The sequence below is a fragment of the Pseudomonas sp. C1C7 genome (assembly GCF_013359595.1).
Taxonomy (GTDB): Bacteria; Pseudomonadota; Gammaproteobacteria; order Pseudomonadales; family Pseudomonadaceae; genus Aquipseudomonas.
This window is the reverse complement of the sequence record NZ_JABFMP010000013.1, coordinates 1-13,583: the sequence shown is the minus strand read 5'-3', so window position 1 is coordinate 13,583 and position 13,583 is coordinate 1. Positions and strand designations below refer to the sequence as shown.

At 61.8% G+C, this 13,583-nt stretch carries 16 protein-coding genes; 7 read left to right on the top strand and 9 right to left on the bottom strand.

What is annotated here, in order from left to right:
* Position 1: 1 nt before the first annotated feature.
* Together tusD and HNO86_RS12990 are read right to left on the bottom strand one after the other, a co-directional pair.
* The gene (tusD, locus tag HNO86_RS12995) at positions 2 to 394 is read right to left on the bottom strand and encodes a sulfurtransferase complex subunit TusD (protein WP_175377468.1); all 393 of its coding nucleotides are present in this window, start codon (positions 392 to 394) and stop codon (positions 2 to 4) included.
* Positions 395 to 577: 183 nt separating this feature from the next.
* Complete coding sequence (locus HNO86_RS12990) at positions 578 to 907, bottom strand: DUF6388 family protein (RefSeq protein ID WP_175377358.1); 330 nt, start codon at positions 905 to 907, stop codon at positions 578 to 580.
* Between the two features lie 90 nt (positions 908 to 997).
* On the opposite strand from HNO86_RS12990, the gene HNO86_RS12985 reads away from it, so the two are divergent.
* Positions 998 to 1,348 carry a hypothetical protein gene (locus HNO86_RS12985; RefSeq protein ID WP_175377357.1) on the top strand — a complete coding sequence of 117 codons (351 nt, stop codon included), beginning with the start codon at positions 998 to 1,000 and terminating at the stop codon, positions 1,346 to 1,348.
* 80 nt (positions 1,349 to 1,428) lie between these two features.
* Here the strand turns inward: HNO86_RS12985 and HNO86_RS12980 are convergent, their stop codons facing one another.
* Positions 1,429 to 1,854 (bottom strand): N-acetyltransferase, encoded by a 426-nt coding sequence (locus HNO86_RS12980; RefSeq protein WP_175377356.1) that lies wholly within the window; start codon positions 1,852 to 1,854, stop codon positions 1,429 to 1,431.
* A gap of 146 nt (positions 1,855 to 2,000) precedes the next feature.
* On the opposite strand from HNO86_RS12980, the gene HNO86_RS12975 reads away from it, so the two are divergent.
* Positions 2,001 to 2,447, top strand: coding sequence for a hemerythrin domain-containing protein (locus tag HNO86_RS12975; protein ID WP_175377355.1), 447 nt, complete (start codon positions 2,001 to 2,003; stop codon positions 2,445 to 2,447).
* 105 nt (positions 2,448 to 2,552) lie between these two features.
* On the opposite strand, the gene HNO86_RS12970 is transcribed toward HNO86_RS12975, so the two are convergent.
* The gene (locus HNO86_RS12970; RefSeq protein WP_175377354.1) at positions 2,553 to 3,074 is read right to left on the bottom strand and encodes a methylated-DNA--[protein]-cysteine S-methyltransferase; all 522 of its coding nucleotides are present in this window, start codon (positions 3,072 to 3,074) and stop codon (positions 2,553 to 2,555) included.
* Between the two features lie 141 nt (positions 3,075 to 3,215).
* On the opposite strand from HNO86_RS12970, the gene ggt reads away from it, so the two are divergent.
* Together ggt and HNO86_RS12960 are read left to right on the top strand one after the other, a co-directional pair.
* Positions 3,216 to 4,943: a gamma-glutamyltransferase gene (ggt, locus tag HNO86_RS12965; protein WP_175377353.1), complete on the top strand. Its 1,728-nt coding sequence runs from the start codon at positions 3,216 to 3,218 to the stop codon at positions 4,941 to 4,943.
* Between the two features lie 67 nt (positions 4,944 to 5,010).
* Positions 5,011 to 5,544: a cysteine hydrolase family protein gene (locus tag HNO86_RS12960; RefSeq protein ID WP_175377352.1), complete on the top strand. Its 534-nt coding sequence runs from the start codon at positions 5,011 to 5,013 to the stop codon at positions 5,542 to 5,544.
* An 85-nt stretch (positions 5,545 to 5,629) separates the two neighbouring features.
* On the opposite strand, the gene HNO86_RS12955 is transcribed toward HNO86_RS12960, so the two are convergent.
* Entirely contained in the window at positions 5,630 to 6,532 is a 903-nt protein-coding gene (locus tag HNO86_RS12955) for a LysR family transcriptional regulator (protein ID WP_175377351.1), read from the bottom strand.
* Positions 6,533 to 6,733: 201 nt separating this feature from the next.
* On the opposite strand from HNO86_RS12955, the gene HNO86_RS12950 reads away from it, so the two are divergent.
* From HNO86_RS12950 to HNO86_RS12940, 3 genes are all read left to right on the top strand, one after another.
* Positions 6,734 to 8,233, top strand: coding sequence for a cytosine permease (locus HNO86_RS12950; protein WP_175377350.1), 1,500 nt, complete (start codon positions 6,734 to 6,736; stop codon positions 8,231 to 8,233).
* Positions 8,230 to 9,075: a nitrilase family protein gene (locus HNO86_RS12945; RefSeq protein ID WP_175377349.1), complete on the top strand. Its 846-nt coding sequence runs from the start codon at positions 8,230 to 8,232 to the stop codon at positions 9,073 to 9,075. Before HNO86_RS12950 ends, HNO86_RS12945 begins: the two co-directional genes overlap by 4 nt.
* A 269-nt stretch (positions 9,076 to 9,344) precedes the next feature.
* Positions 9,345 to 10,472, top strand: a complete 1,128-nt coding sequence (locus HNO86_RS12940) for a sterol desaturase family protein (protein ID WP_175377348.1) — start codon at positions 9,345 to 9,347, stop codon at positions 10,470 to 10,472.
* Here HNO86_RS12940 and HNO86_RS12935 read toward each other — a convergent pair.
* The 4 genes from HNO86_RS12935 to HNO86_RS30575 all read right to left on the bottom strand — a co-directional run.
* Entirely contained in the window at positions 10,375 to 11,091 is a 717-nt protein-coding gene (locus tag HNO86_RS12935; RefSeq protein WP_175377347.1) for a L,D-transpeptidase, read from the bottom strand. The genes HNO86_RS12940 and HNO86_RS12935 overlap by 98 nt on opposite strands.
* The gene (locus HNO86_RS12930; protein WP_175377346.1) at positions 11,088 to 11,855 is read right to left on the bottom strand and encodes a M15 family metallopeptidase; all 768 of its coding nucleotides are present in this window, start codon (positions 11,853 to 11,855) and stop codon (positions 11,088 to 11,090) included. The genes HNO86_RS12935 and HNO86_RS12930 overlap by 4 nt, the downstream gene beginning before the upstream one ends.
* 202 nt (positions 11,856 to 12,057) lie before the next feature.
* Entirely contained in the window at positions 12,058 to 13,326 is a 1,269-nt protein-coding gene (gene glyA / locus HNO86_RS12925; RefSeq protein WP_175377345.1) for a serine hydroxymethyltransferase, read from the bottom strand.
* 141 nt (positions 13,327 to 13,467) lie between these two features.
* Positions 13,468 to 13,583: hypothetical protein (locus tag HNO86_RS30575; protein ID WP_372242528.1), on the bottom strand; the 116-nt coding region annotated here is incomplete at its 5' end.

Here is a 13,583-nt window from a genome sequence, read left to right as displayed (position 1 = left end):
TTCACGCGCCTCCAAAACAGATCAGGCGGTCGGCATCCTGCACCGCGTCATGCAACTGGCCGAGACCGGAGAGCTCCCATGGCTTGTCGACCGCCACCGCTTCGCGCTGATAGCGCCGGGCTTCTTCCTCGTTCAGCACGCCACGACGCAGGGCGGCGGCGATGCAGACCACGCCGTCGAGTTGATGATGGTCGATGAGGGCGCGCCATTGTTTGGGCAAGTCCAGCTCGTCCTGGGGCGTGACCACGCTGCTGGACGCGTTGTAGACGCCATCCTGATAGAAAAACAGCCGGACAATCTCATGCCCGCCGGCAAGCGCTGCCTGGGCGAACTGCAAGGCGCGGCGCGAGGAGGGCGCATGGGCGGCGGAAAACACGGCAATGGCGAACTTCATGACGGACTCGATCAGCGAAACTGCAGCCATGATAAAGCTTTATCGGCGGGGCGGCTAAATCGATGTTGTCTGTCCCGGCCCCTTCGCGGGCAAGCCTCGCTCCTACAGGCCTGCGCAAAACCCGTAGGAGCGAGGCTTGCCCGCGAAGAGGTCCGCCCGAACGATGCAAAATCAGGAACCCGGCTAGGGTTTTATCCCGTACAGGTCGCAATACTCCAGCCAATCCATCCGCGCCATTTCCGCCACTTCCCGGTGCACTTCCCGGCGCTGGGTTTCGTATTCCTCGGGGGTCGCGGCGGTCAGTTGCAGGGTCAGCTCCCAGGCGAACAGGCCACGGCGCTCGGCTTCGGCCTCGAACGCTTCATGCAGGCGCTCGTCACGAAACTGCTCAAGCGTCTCGCCCTTGGCCTGGGCGAGCAGGGGGTTGAGGTTGTCCAGTTCGGCGCGCAGGTCGGGGTGTTCATCGAGAAAGCGCCTCAACGCCCGTTCGTGATGTTCTTCGGGGACTGCCATGATCGCTCCTTCAGTAGATCCGTTCAGTAAAGCAGAACGATATCGGCCGCCACAGTGATACAGTCCGCTTTTTTCTGATGAGCGAATGCAATGCGAATTCTGATGGTGGCGCTGGCCGCGACGATGCTGGCCGGGTGCGCAGGCTCGGTAATGAGCGACGCCCGCAGCAAACCCCCGTACAAGACCCTCAACTCGGACAAGCCGGAAAAAGTCGTGGCCCAGTGCGTGCAGTTTTCCTGGCAGGACGAAGCGGTGTTCGGCGTGGATGCCAGCGGCTACCTGGAACCTCGGGAGAAGGGTGGCACGACGGTGTACACCCGTTCGGCGGAGTCCTTTGTGGACGTGACGACCGATGCCTCGGGAACGGTAATCAGCTACTACGCGCAGCAGGATGATTTCGTGGCTAAGCGTCGGTTGGCGGCAGTTGCCACGTGCCTCTGATCGTCCCGACGATAACGCGAACTGCCTGACCGACCACACCCCCTGTAGGAGCTGCCGAAGGCTGCTCCTACAGGAGAAGATCAGTAGTTCAGGCGCTTCTGGAAGAAGAAATGCCTGTGCCCCGGCGGATAATCGGCGATGTGCCCGATCTCGCTGTAACCGCATTTCCTGTAGAACTCCGGCGCCTGGAATTCAAAGGTTTCGAGCCACAGTCCAACGCACTTTCTCTCCCGCGCCAGATCCTCCGCCATCTGCATCAGCCGCGTGCCCATGCCCTGTCCCCGGGCCTGTTCCGGCACCGACAGCAGGTCGATGTACAGCCACTGATAAAACAGTCGCGCATAGAGCCCGCCGAGGATCTGGTCGTTCTCGTCGCGCACCAGCAGGGCAACGTGCTCGGGAACCGCACCGTCGGCCTTCGACGCGTTGTAGGCGCGCAGCGGTTTGACGATCGCCAGGCGTTCCTCTTCGGTGGGAGTGGGGGTGAACTCGATTCGCAATGTCATGGCTATGTCCATATGGCTGTGAATCCGCAGCCTATCGTGGTCGCCGCGAATCTTCCATCGACAAAAAAGCGGTGGAACCGTCGCCAACGTGCAGATGTCATTTATTCAGACGCGCCATTCCAGAGTGCGACCGATGAGGACCCGCCGTGAACATCTTCGAAGCCCTGCGCGAAAGCCATGATCGTCAGCGCTCCTATTCCAAGGCATTGATCCGTACCAGCGGCGATACGCCGGAACGGGTCGAGGCCTACAAGCAGCTCAAGTCCGAGCTGCAGGCTCACGAAACCGCTGAGGAGCGGCATTTCTACATTCCGTTGATGGAATTCGACAACGGTGTCGACCTCAGTCGCCACGCGATTGCCGAGCATCACGAAATGGACGAAATGATGGAGGAACTGGACGAGACTGAAATGTCCAGCCCGGCGTGGCTGGCGACCGCGAAGAAGCTGGCGGACAAAGTCCACCATCACCTTGAGGAAGAAGAGCAGAAGTTCTTCCAGATGGCGGGCAAGCTGCTCGACGATAAGCAGAAAGAGACGCTGGCGACTCAGTACCTCAAGGAATTCAAGTCGCAGCTCGCCTCGACAGCCTGACCCCGTACCCATGTAGGAGCTGCCGAAGGCTGCGACCTTTTGATTTTGATTTTTAAAGGCAAGATCAAAAGATCGCAGCCTTCGGCAGCTCCTACACCGACCGGGTCAGGTCGAAAATAAATCGTCCATTCTGCCGGTTTCCTTCAGTTCGCATCCTTCGAGCGTCAGCAACAACTCCTTCGCCTCAAGCCCGCCGGCAAACCCCGTCAGTTTCCCCGACGCACCGATCACCCGATGACAGGGCGCGATGATGGAAATCGGGTTTCGGCCATTCGCCGCGCCCACCGCCCGCACCGCGCTCGGGTTGCCGATCTGTTCGGCGATCTGGCTGTAGCTGCGGGTCTCGCCGAAGGGAATGGTCAGCAGCGCCGCCCAGACCTTTTTCTGAAAGTCCGTTCCGGCGAAATCCAGCTCCAGCTCGAAACGATCGCGGGTCCCGGCGAAATATTCGCGCAGTTGTTCGGCGGTGCGTATCAGGATCGGGTTGTCCGGCGCTTCGCTCATCGGGCCGAGGCGCACCCGGCCGGGTTTGTCGTTTTCCCAGAGGATGGCCGCCAGTCGCGAACCGTTCGCCACCAGCTTCAACTCGCCGACCGGGGAGGCCAGGGTGGTGCAGGTGTAAGTCATGCCAAATGCCGCGCCGGATTGTTGAACAGGCGTTAAGGATACTGCGTCGTCCGGGAGGCGCAAAACGCAATCTTGACCATACTTCGTACTGCTTGAAGCTTCCCTCAAACGCAGGGCCCTAAAACAACAAGAGACCGACTCATGAAGTACGAACCTTTTGCCAAAACGCTGATTGCGACCTCGTTGGCGCTCAGTTGCCTGACGGCCCATGCCGCCTCCGTCGCCCCGGTCGCCGCCGAAAACGGCATGGTGGTCACCGCCCAGCATCTGGCCAGTCACGTCGGCGTGGATGTGCTCAAGAGCGGCGGCAACGCCGTCGATGCCGCGGTCGCGGTGGGCTATGCGCTGGCCGTGGTGTACCCGGCGGCGGGTAACCTGGGGGGCGGCGGATTCATGACCATTCAATTGGCGGACGGGCGCAAGACCTTCCTCGACTTCCGGGAAAAAGCCCCGCTGGCCGCCACCGCCAACATGTACCTGGACAAGGACGGCAACGTCGTTCCGGACCTGAGTACCCGCGGCCACCTGGCCGTCGGCGTGCCGGGCACCGTGTCCGGCATGGAACTGGCCCTGAGCAAGTACGGCACCAAGCCGCGCAAGGACGTGATTGCGCCGGCAATCAAACTCGCCGAAGACGGCTTTGTGCTGGAACAGGGCGACGTCGATCTGCTGGAATACGCCACCGACGTGTTCAAGAAGGACATGAAGGATTCCGGCTCGATTTTCCTGAGCAACGGCGAGCCGATGCAGGTCGGGCAGAAACTGGTGCAGAAAGACCTGGCGAAAACCCTGCGGACCATTTCCGAGAAGGGCGCCGACGGCTTCTACAAAGGATGGGTGGCCGACGCCATCGTCACCTCCAGCCAGGCCAACAAGGGCATCATCACCCAGGCCGACCTGGACAAATACAAGACCCGGGAACTGGCGCCCATCGAGTGCGACTACCGCGGCTATCACGTGGTCTCGGCCCCGCCGCCCAGCTCCGGTGGCGTGGTGATCTGCCAGATCATGAACATCCTCGAAGGCTATCCGATGAAGGATCTGGGTTATCACTCGGCCCAGGGCATGCACTACCAGATCGAAGCGATGCGTCACGCCTATGTCGACCGCAACAGCTACCTGGGCGACCCGGATTTCGTGAAAAACCCGATTGCCCACCTGCTCGACAAAAACTACGCGACCAAGCTGCGTGAAGCGATCGACCCGCAGAAAGCCGGCAACTCCAAGGAGCTCAAGCCCGGCGTGGCGCCCCATGAAGGCAGCAACACCACCCACTATTCCATCGTCGACAAGTGGGGCAACGCGGTGTCGGTGACCTACACCCTCAACGACTGGTTCGGTGCCGGGGTCATGGCCAGCAAGACCGGGGTCATCCTCAACGACGAAATGGACGATTTCACCTCCAAGGTCGGCGTGCCGAACATGTACGGCCTGGTGCAGGGCGAAGCCAACGCGATCGCGCCCGGCAAGGCGCCGCTGTCGTCCATGAGCCCGACCATCGTGACCAAGGACGGCAAAGTGGTGATGGTCGTCGGCACCCCCGGCGGCAGTCGCATCATCACCGCGACCCTGCTGACCATGCTCAACGTGATCGACTACGGCATGAACATTCAGGAAGCGGTCGATGCACCGCGCTTCCACCAGCAATGGCTGCCGGAGGAAACCAACCTTGAGGCCTTCACCACCAGCCCGGACACGGTGAAGATCCTCGAAAGCTGGGGCCACAAGTTCGCCGGTCCCCAGGATGCCAACCATCTGGCGGCGATCATCGTCGGGGCGCCTTCGCTGGACGGTAAACCTATCGGCAAGAACCGCTATTACGGCGCCAACGATCCACGGCGTAACACCGGGCTGTCGCTCGGCTACTGAGTGTTGTGTTTAACAGGGGACGGGCCTATGTTCGTCCCCTGATTCACTCACTTCTCAAGGAAGGACCATGACCACCGCATTGCTGATCATCGATGTTCAACAGGCTTTGTGCTCGGGTGAGTACGAATGCCATGAGATCAAACGGGTCATCGACACCATCAACGGCCTGAGCGCCAGGGCACGCAGCGCCGGGATCCCGGTGGTGCTGATCCAGCACGAGGAAGAGGGCGAGCTGCTCAAGCACGGCGCCCCGGGCTGGCAACTGGCCGAAGGGCTGCAAACCTCGCCCAAGGATCATCGCGTGCGCAAGACCACCGGCGATTCGTTCTACCAGACCAACCTGCAACAGCTGTTGCCGGTAGAGGATTTCGAGCGCCTGATCATCTGCGGCCTGCAGACCGATTACTGCGTGAACGCGACCCTGCGCCAGGCTCATCAATTGGGTTACGACGTGGTGCTGGCGGCCGACGGGCATTCCACCGTGGACAACGGCAATGTGAAGGCCGAAGACATCATTGCCGAACACAACCGCGACTGGGCGGACCTGAGCAGCTCGGTGGCGCGGATTGATGTTGTTCCCACCCATGAAATTCGCTTCTGACAACACCAATCAACCTGCTGACACACAACCCCATAACCTGCTCGCCACAGAGTTCTCACCACAGGTTTTGTGTTCGGCAGGGAGATTAGGGTGTTGCGAATATCTCGATCAATTCATTGAGAAACGCACTCACCAAATCCCGCTGCCGCGCCGAGTGCCGCACCGCCGCATGAAACCCCACCTCATAGCGCAACAACTGCGGATTAAGCGGATGCAACTGCCCTAGCTGCTCATGCCGCGCCGCATAGTGCTGCGGCAGAAACCCCAGGTGCTGACCCGACAAAATCAGCAACGCCGCCCCATCCATACTGTCGGTCAGTACGCTCAAACGCTCGAGTGACGTAGGCGCCGGCATTTCCGGCAGCGGATGGCTGGGCCAGACCCAGTCGTAATGACTCACATCCTCGCGAGTCAATTCACCCACCTGCCCGAACAGCGGATGCGACGGCGCGCAGTAGGCAATCTGGGTTTCCTGGAACAGCGGGAAGTAGTCGATATTCGGCAAGCGGTGCCAGAAGTAACCGATGGCCAGGTCGATATGGCTGTTGATGATTTTCTCTTCCAGCAAGGACGACGACAGCTCGGTGAAGTGAAAATACAGCCCTTCGTGCCGGGCCCGGAGGCGGGCGATCGCCTGGCCGATTTTCTTGTTAGCCACCGGGTCGATCTGCCCGAGCAGGCCGATGTTGAGGTTGCCCGAGACCTTGCGGTTGATGTGCTGCACCTCGACGCGAAAACCCTCGGCCGCCGCCAGCAAACGCCGCGCCGCCTCGACGAACTGCCCGCCCTTGTGCGTCACCGAAAACCCGCCGCGGCCCCGTTCGCACAGGCGAAAACCCACCCGCGCCTCCAGCGTCGCCAGTTGCGCGCTGATGGTCGGTTGCGTGGTGTTGAGCGCGGTCTGCGCCGCCGAAATCCCGCCGGCCTCGACGACGGTGAGAAACACCCGGATCAAACGCAGATCCAGCTCCGTTACAGTTCCCAGCATGGGGGCTCCCGATGTGCAATCACATAGACGCTGATCTATGTAAACAGTGTGCCTGCGATATTTTATTGCCCTGACCAACGCCATACATTGCAGGCAAACCAGGGTCATCGTCAGCTTTTTCTGGAGTTTCACCTGATCTGGACGTCGAAACGGCCGCTGCACCCACAACAAAAACAACATCAACTGCATAGGAACCATCGTATGTCAGGGTCCCCACTTTCTGCACAGGCCACCGAGGCCGGCAGCGGGTTGGCCATCGAAGGCCACTCGATCGACTACATTCCGGAAAACGAGCGCCACGCCAAACTCAGTAGCCAAGGGCCGTTCTGGTTCCTCGGCAATTTCCACTTCTTCACCATCTCCATCGGTTTCGTCGGCCCGAGCCTCGGCCTGTCGGCGTTGTGGACCATGCTGGCCGGCGCACTGGGCATCATGTTCGGCACCATTTTCATGGCGTTCCATGGCTCACAAGGACCGGAGATGGGGTTGCCGCAGATGATCCAGTCCCGTGCCCAGTTCGGCTATCGCGGGGTGATCCTGGCGTTGATGGCGACGATGTTCGTGTTCGTCGGCTTCAACGTGGTCAACATCTCGCTGATCATGAACGGGCTGGAGCACGTGTTCGGCTTCAATCCGGTCATCGTTGCCGTGGCTGTGGTCGCCGTCGGCTCGCTGTTGTCGATCTACGGCCACGACCTGATGCACAAGGCCTTCAAATGGGCCTTGCTGGCGACTCTTCCGCTGTATGCGCTGGTGACCATCGCCCTGATGTTCGGCGCGGGCACCGAAGGCGTCGCCCCGGCGACCGAGCTGGGCTTCAACTGGATCGCCTTCGCCACGCTGTTCGCCATCGGTGCCAGCTACAACATTTCCTATGCGCCCTATGTGTCCGACTACTCGCGCTACCTGCCGAAAAACACCAGCCGGCCGAAACTGATCGCGGCGGTGTTCATCGGCGCTTCGCTGTCCGGCAGCTGGATGATTGGCCTGGGTGCCTGGCTGGCTCAGGAGCTGAAAGCGGCGGATGCGCTGGTGGCGTTGAACCAGGTCGGTTCCTCGATGATGCCGGGGCTGGGCAGCCTGCTGGTGATCGTCTCGGTGGCAGGCTTCCTGCCGATCATCGCACTCAACACCTACAGCGCCATGCTGACATTGCTGACCGGCGTCGACTCGGTCAAGAAGATCAACCCGACACCCCGCGCCCGGGTCCTGTCGATCAGCGCCATCAGCCTCATCCTGTTGACCTGCGTGCTGTCGATCAAGGGTGACGGGATTGCGCTGCTGAACACCTTCCTGGTCCTGCTGCTGTACTTCCTGGTGCCATGGACCGCAGTCAACCTGGTGGACTACTTCTTCGTGCGCAAAGGGCGCTACGCGATCCCGCATTTCTTCACGCCGAAGGGCATCTACGGCGCCTGGCAATTTCGCGGCATCGTCTCGTACCTGATCGGCTTTGCCGCCATGGTGCCGTTCTTCTACATCTTCGATGCCGCCGCCGGCAAAGAAGTCTTCGTCGGCCCGCTGGCGCGGGTGCTCGAAGGCGTCGACATCGCCTGGCTGGTGGGGCTGGTGGTATCGGGCCTGACCTATTACATCCTCAGCCGCTCGCTGGACCTGGACGCCGAGCGCCGGGTCATCGAGACGATCACCGAAAAGGACATTGTCGCCATGACCCATTCATCTGCGGAGGCGGTGCGTTGAACGCTGCAAAAAACACCGTGGTCGCCTGCTGCCAACTGGCACCGAAAGTCGGCGACCTCGCTTACAACCGCAGCCTGACCGAGCGGGCCATCCGCTCGGCAGCCTTGCAGGGCGCCCAGGTGGTGGTGCTGCCGGAGCTGGTGCAGAGCGGTTACGTATTCGAAGACCGCGACGAAGCCCTGGCCCTGGCGGAAACCCGCGACGGGCCGACCCTGCAACTGTGGCAGGCGCTGGCCCGGGAGCTGAACCTTGTGGTGGTGGGCGGTTTCTGTGAACGCCTGCCCGGCGGCGAGTTGGCCAACAGCGCTGCGCTGATCGATGCCCAGGGCCTGCGCGCGGTGTACCGCAAGGCCCATCTGTGGGATGCCGAGAAGGACATCTTCACTGCCGGCGATGCGGCGCCGCCGGTCATCGACACCGTCCACGGGCGCATCGGCGTGCTGATCTGCTACGACCTGGAGTTCCCGGAGTGGGTGCGCTTGCCGGCGCTGGCCGGTGCAAACCTGCTCTGCGCGCCGGTCAACTGGCCCGACGGCCCACGGCCACTGACCGAACGCCCGGCGGAGGTCCTGCGGGTCCAGGCCAACGCCTCGGTGAACCGCATGTTCATCGCCGCCTGCGACCGCCACGGTCACGAGCGCGGCGTGAGTTGGGTGCAGGGTTCGGTGATCGTCGATACTGACGGCTATCCAGTGGCCGGGCCGGCGGAGCAGGGTGGCGAGCAGTTGCTGCTGGCCAGCCTGAACCTTGCCGAGGCGCGCAACAAGCGCATCAGCCAGCGCAATGACTTGCACCGTGACCGCCGGCCGCAGTTGTACAACACCATGAATACCTCGCCCTAATGCCAGTCAGTAAAGGCAGAGCTGCTACATGTTTTGCGGCGGCTTAACTGACAGGTATTAGGGCAAGCCTTGCTCCTGCGTCGGGTGAACAAGAAACATCCGCAATAACGGCTACACTCGGTGATACCCTTGTAGGAGCGAGCACGCTCGCGATGGACGCGAACGATGACACGGGAATCCGGATTCCCGCGCCATCCCCCGCGTTTGTCGCGAGCGTGTTCGTTTCCGCATTTCGTTACCCCGTAGTCCCGCATTTCGGTAACCACGTAATGGACGTGTTCACAACGCTCTACCAGCACCTGTTCAGATGGATCATCGCGCCTGTCAGCGAGCAGTTCCTCAGCCTGTTCGACCTCAATGGCCGTCTGTGCGTGGCCTTTCTGTTTACCTCCTACACCGTCGCCTATGGCCTGTATCGCTATCGAAAGGCCCGCGGGCTCTGTGATGCGCCGACGTTCTGGGCGTTCCTGGGCGGCAGCCGGGTGCATTTCCATCCTTCGGCGCTGCTCGATTGCCGCTACTACTTCGTGCGCGCGATTCTCAAGGTCATGCTGGTGGTGCCGATCGTGGGGCTGGTGGATCCCTATGTGCTGCGCTCCCGGGATTACGTGCACTTCTTCACCCAGCTCTGGGGCGCGCGGGTGCAGGTCGAAGAGCATCTGGCGCTGACGCTGCTCTATGGCCTGGGGGTGTTTGTGGTGCAGGACTTCGCGCAGTACTGGGCCCATCGCGCTTACCATTCGCGCTACCTGTGGGCGTTCCACAAGGTTCACCATTCGGCGCCGGTCATGGTTCCGGTCACGGCCAGCCGCGTGCATTTCGTGGAGAAAATCGTCGAGCGGCTGATGGACATCGTTTTCATCGGCGCCTTCGCCGGTATCTTCTGGTACGCCTGTGGCGGCGAGATCAGCCGCTACACGTTGTTCGGGGTGACCTACATCGTGTTCATCTTCAATGCCCTGGCGGCCAACCTGCGGCACAGCCATGTCTGGCTGTCCTTTGGACCCGCAATCGAACATGTGATCAACAGCCCCGCGCAGCATCAGATTCATCACAGCGATGCACGCAGGCATCACAACAAGAATTTCGCGGTCAACCTGTCACTCTGGGACTGGATGTTCGGCACGCTCTACGTCACGCAATCGAAGCCCGAGGCGATACGGTTCGGCACCGGGGAGGCGGGTGATCAGCGTTACCTGACGATCTGGAGCCTCATCATGACGCCCTTCATCGATAGCTGGCACAGGTTGCGTCAGAGCAAATGGCGCGTGCCAGGCCGCTCGGCGGCGCGAAGGCTGATCAACGCGCGGGAAGTTTCCAGCGTTCACGCAGCCGTTCGTATTCCGATTCCGGCAGTTGCACCAGCAAAGGAGAACGGTGCGGATCGAGCCAGCTGAACAGTCGCTGGATATCCGTCGGGGCCATGGCGGTGCAGCCCCGGGTGGGTGTCGCGGGGGCTCGCCAGATGTGGAAGAAGATGCAGGAACCGGCGTTCGCTGCGGCCGGGGTGTTGTGTTCGATGAAAATGCCCTGGCGGTACAGGTCATCGTTGCGCCGCATGCGTTCGGAGCTGTTCCAGTCTTTGGTGACTGCCGTGCCGTCGACCAGTTGGTTGTAGCGACCTGACTGGCTGTCATCCACGCATTCGATGTTTGTTGTCAGCTCCAGGTAAGGCAGGCGGGTTTCAGCGGAAGGCGCATAGCCAAACGCCGTTGCCAGTTTGAACATGCCGGCAGGAGCCTTGCCGTCGCCTTCCTGCTTGATTGGGCCCTGGGCGTTGTCGATGGGCTCGATTCCCTTGCCCCAGCCCAGGCCGTTTTTGCCGAGCACTGCCGGAAACGGGCCTTCGAATTTTTCAAAGATTTCGCCATGGCGTTCGTAACGCTGGGCAGTGGCCTGGATCGCATCCCAGTCCTGGCTGATGACCACGATCAGTTGCTGGCTGTCATCGAGACCCCCGGCCATCGCGAGACCGGGCAACAGCAACAGGGCGCAGGCCTTGATCAGGCGCGTCATGGCTTGGCTTCAATCGGCGTGATGGGAAAGTCCATCACGGTCTTCAACGAAGCGTCCCGTGTATAGGTGAAATGCCACCACTCGGCGGAGTAGCCGATGAAGCCTTCCTTTTCCATGGCCTTGGTCAGGCGCTGGCGGTTTTCCCGGGCGCTGGTGTTGATCAGGGTGGTGTCGGTGTGCGCGCGCTCGTCGAAGCAATCGAAGCCGGTGCCCATGTCGACGGCGCCGTCGTGCCAGCGTTCGGCGTAGGGTGCGGTGCAGTCGACGGGTTTGGCGGCCGGCGACCAGGTGTCGGCGGGCAGGGCGCCGGGGCCGGTCAGGGTCAGGTCGACGGTGCTGCCTTTGGAATGATTGGAGACCCGCGCCACGTAGCCCAGGCGCCAGAAATCCTGCTTGGCGACTTGCGGGTAAAACTCGGCTTTGCGTGGGTCGCCAGGTTCTGTGGCGAATCGGCCCATGTCCGCTACGGCCCGGGTCGGGCGATAGCAGTCGAAGACTTTCAGGCCGTAGCCTTGCGCCTTGAGTGCCGATTGAACGCGGGAGAGCGCCTTGGCCGCTTCCACCGACAACAGGCATTCCGGGGCGTCATAACCGTCGAGCGGGTGAGCGGTGAAGTTGTGCGCGGTGGCGTAGCGGATGTCCTGCTCGATGCTGGGGTCGAGGGTGCGCAGGTACACCATGTGCTCGGGCCTGTCTTCGGCCCCGGCGAATCCGGCGAGGGTGAGCAGCAGCGACAGGCTGCAGGATCGGACTGCAAATGACATCGGGCCGGGTCTCCATGCATGAACGCGAGTGCGCACATCATGGACCGAAATCTGCTCCAACGCACAAAACCTGTGGCTAATGCCGATCTTCCAAACCGCCGCAGGACCTGTAGCAGCTGGCGAAGCCTGCGTTCGGCTGCGCCAGCTGCTACAGGGATTGGGTTTTGGTTTGATTGATTGCCACACAATCTCGTGCAGCAAATCAGTCGCGGTAGACGGGGAAATCGCTGCACATCGCTGCCGCCTGCCGTGCGACCTGTGCCTCGACGTCCGCATCGCCCAGGTGGTCGAGGATGTCGCAGATCCAGCCGGCCAGCTCAATGCTCTGAGCTTCCTTGAAACCACGGCTGGTGATGGCCGGGGTGCCGATGCGCAGGCCGGAGGTCACGAAGGGCGATTGCGGATCGTTCGGTACCGCGTTCTTGTTCACGGTGATGCCGGCGCGGCCCAGGGCGGCGTCGGCGTCTTTGCCGGTCAGGCCCTGACGGATCAGGCTGACCAGGAACAGATGATTGTCGGTGCCGCCGGACACCACGTCGTAGCCGCGCTTGATAAACACCTCGGCCATGGCCTGGGCATTGCGGATCACCTGGGTCTGATAGGCCTTGAATGCCGGCTCCAGCGCCTCCTTGAAACACACCGCCTTGGCCGCGATCACGTGCATCAACGGACCGCCCTGGCCGCCGGGGAACACCGCGGCGTTGAGCTTCTTCTCCAGCTCTGCATCAGCTTTGGCCAGAATCAGGCCGCCACGGGGACCGCGCAGGGTCTTGTGGGTGGTGGTCGTCACCACGTCGGCGAACGGAATCGGGTTCGGGTACAGCCCGGTCGCCACCAGGCCGGCGACGTGGGCCATGTCGACGAACAGATAGGCGCCGACCTTGTCGGCGATCTCGCGAAAGCGCGGGAAGTCCAGGGTTTTGGAGTAGGCGGAGAAGCCGGCGATGATCATCTTCGGCCGGTGCTCGAGCGCCAGGCGCTCCACTTCGTCGTAGTCGATCAGCCCGGTGGCGGTGTCGATGCCGTACTGCACGGCGTTGTACAGCTTGCCCGAGAAGCTGACCTTGGCACCGTGGGTCAGGTGGCCGCCGTGGGCCAGGCTCATGCCCAGCACGGTGTCGCCGGCCTGCAGCAACGCCAGATACACCGCGGCGTTGGCCTGGCTGCCGGAGTGCGGCTGGACGTTGGCGTAATCGGCGCCGAACAATTGTTTGGCGCGATCGATCGCCAGTTGCTCGACCACATCGACGTGCTCGCAACCGCCGTAGTAGCGCTTGCCCGGATAGCCCTCGGCGTACTTGTTGGTCAGGCCGCTGCCCTGGGCCTGCATCACCCGCCGGCTGGTGTAGTTTTCCGAAGCGATCAACTCGATGTGATGCTCCTGCCGCGCGTCCTCGGCGTTCATCGCCGCCAGCAGTTCGTCGTCGTAGCCCTGGATCTGGTCGTGCTTGCTAAAAAGGGTGCTGAACATGGTGCGGTCCTCTGATTGTGGTCCCCTGTAGGAGCGATGCTTGCTCGCGAAAAACGATGACTCGGTTCATCGGGTGGATCGCGTAACGGCTTTCGCGGGCAAGCCTCGCTCCTACAGGGGGACGGGGGTTGGGTGGGTGTTTCAGGCTTCCTGGTACTCCTCGATGGAGGGGCAAGCGCAGATCAGGTTGCGATCACCGAAAACGTTGTCGACACGTCCCACCGGCGGCCAGTACTTGGCTTCGATCAGGGACGCCA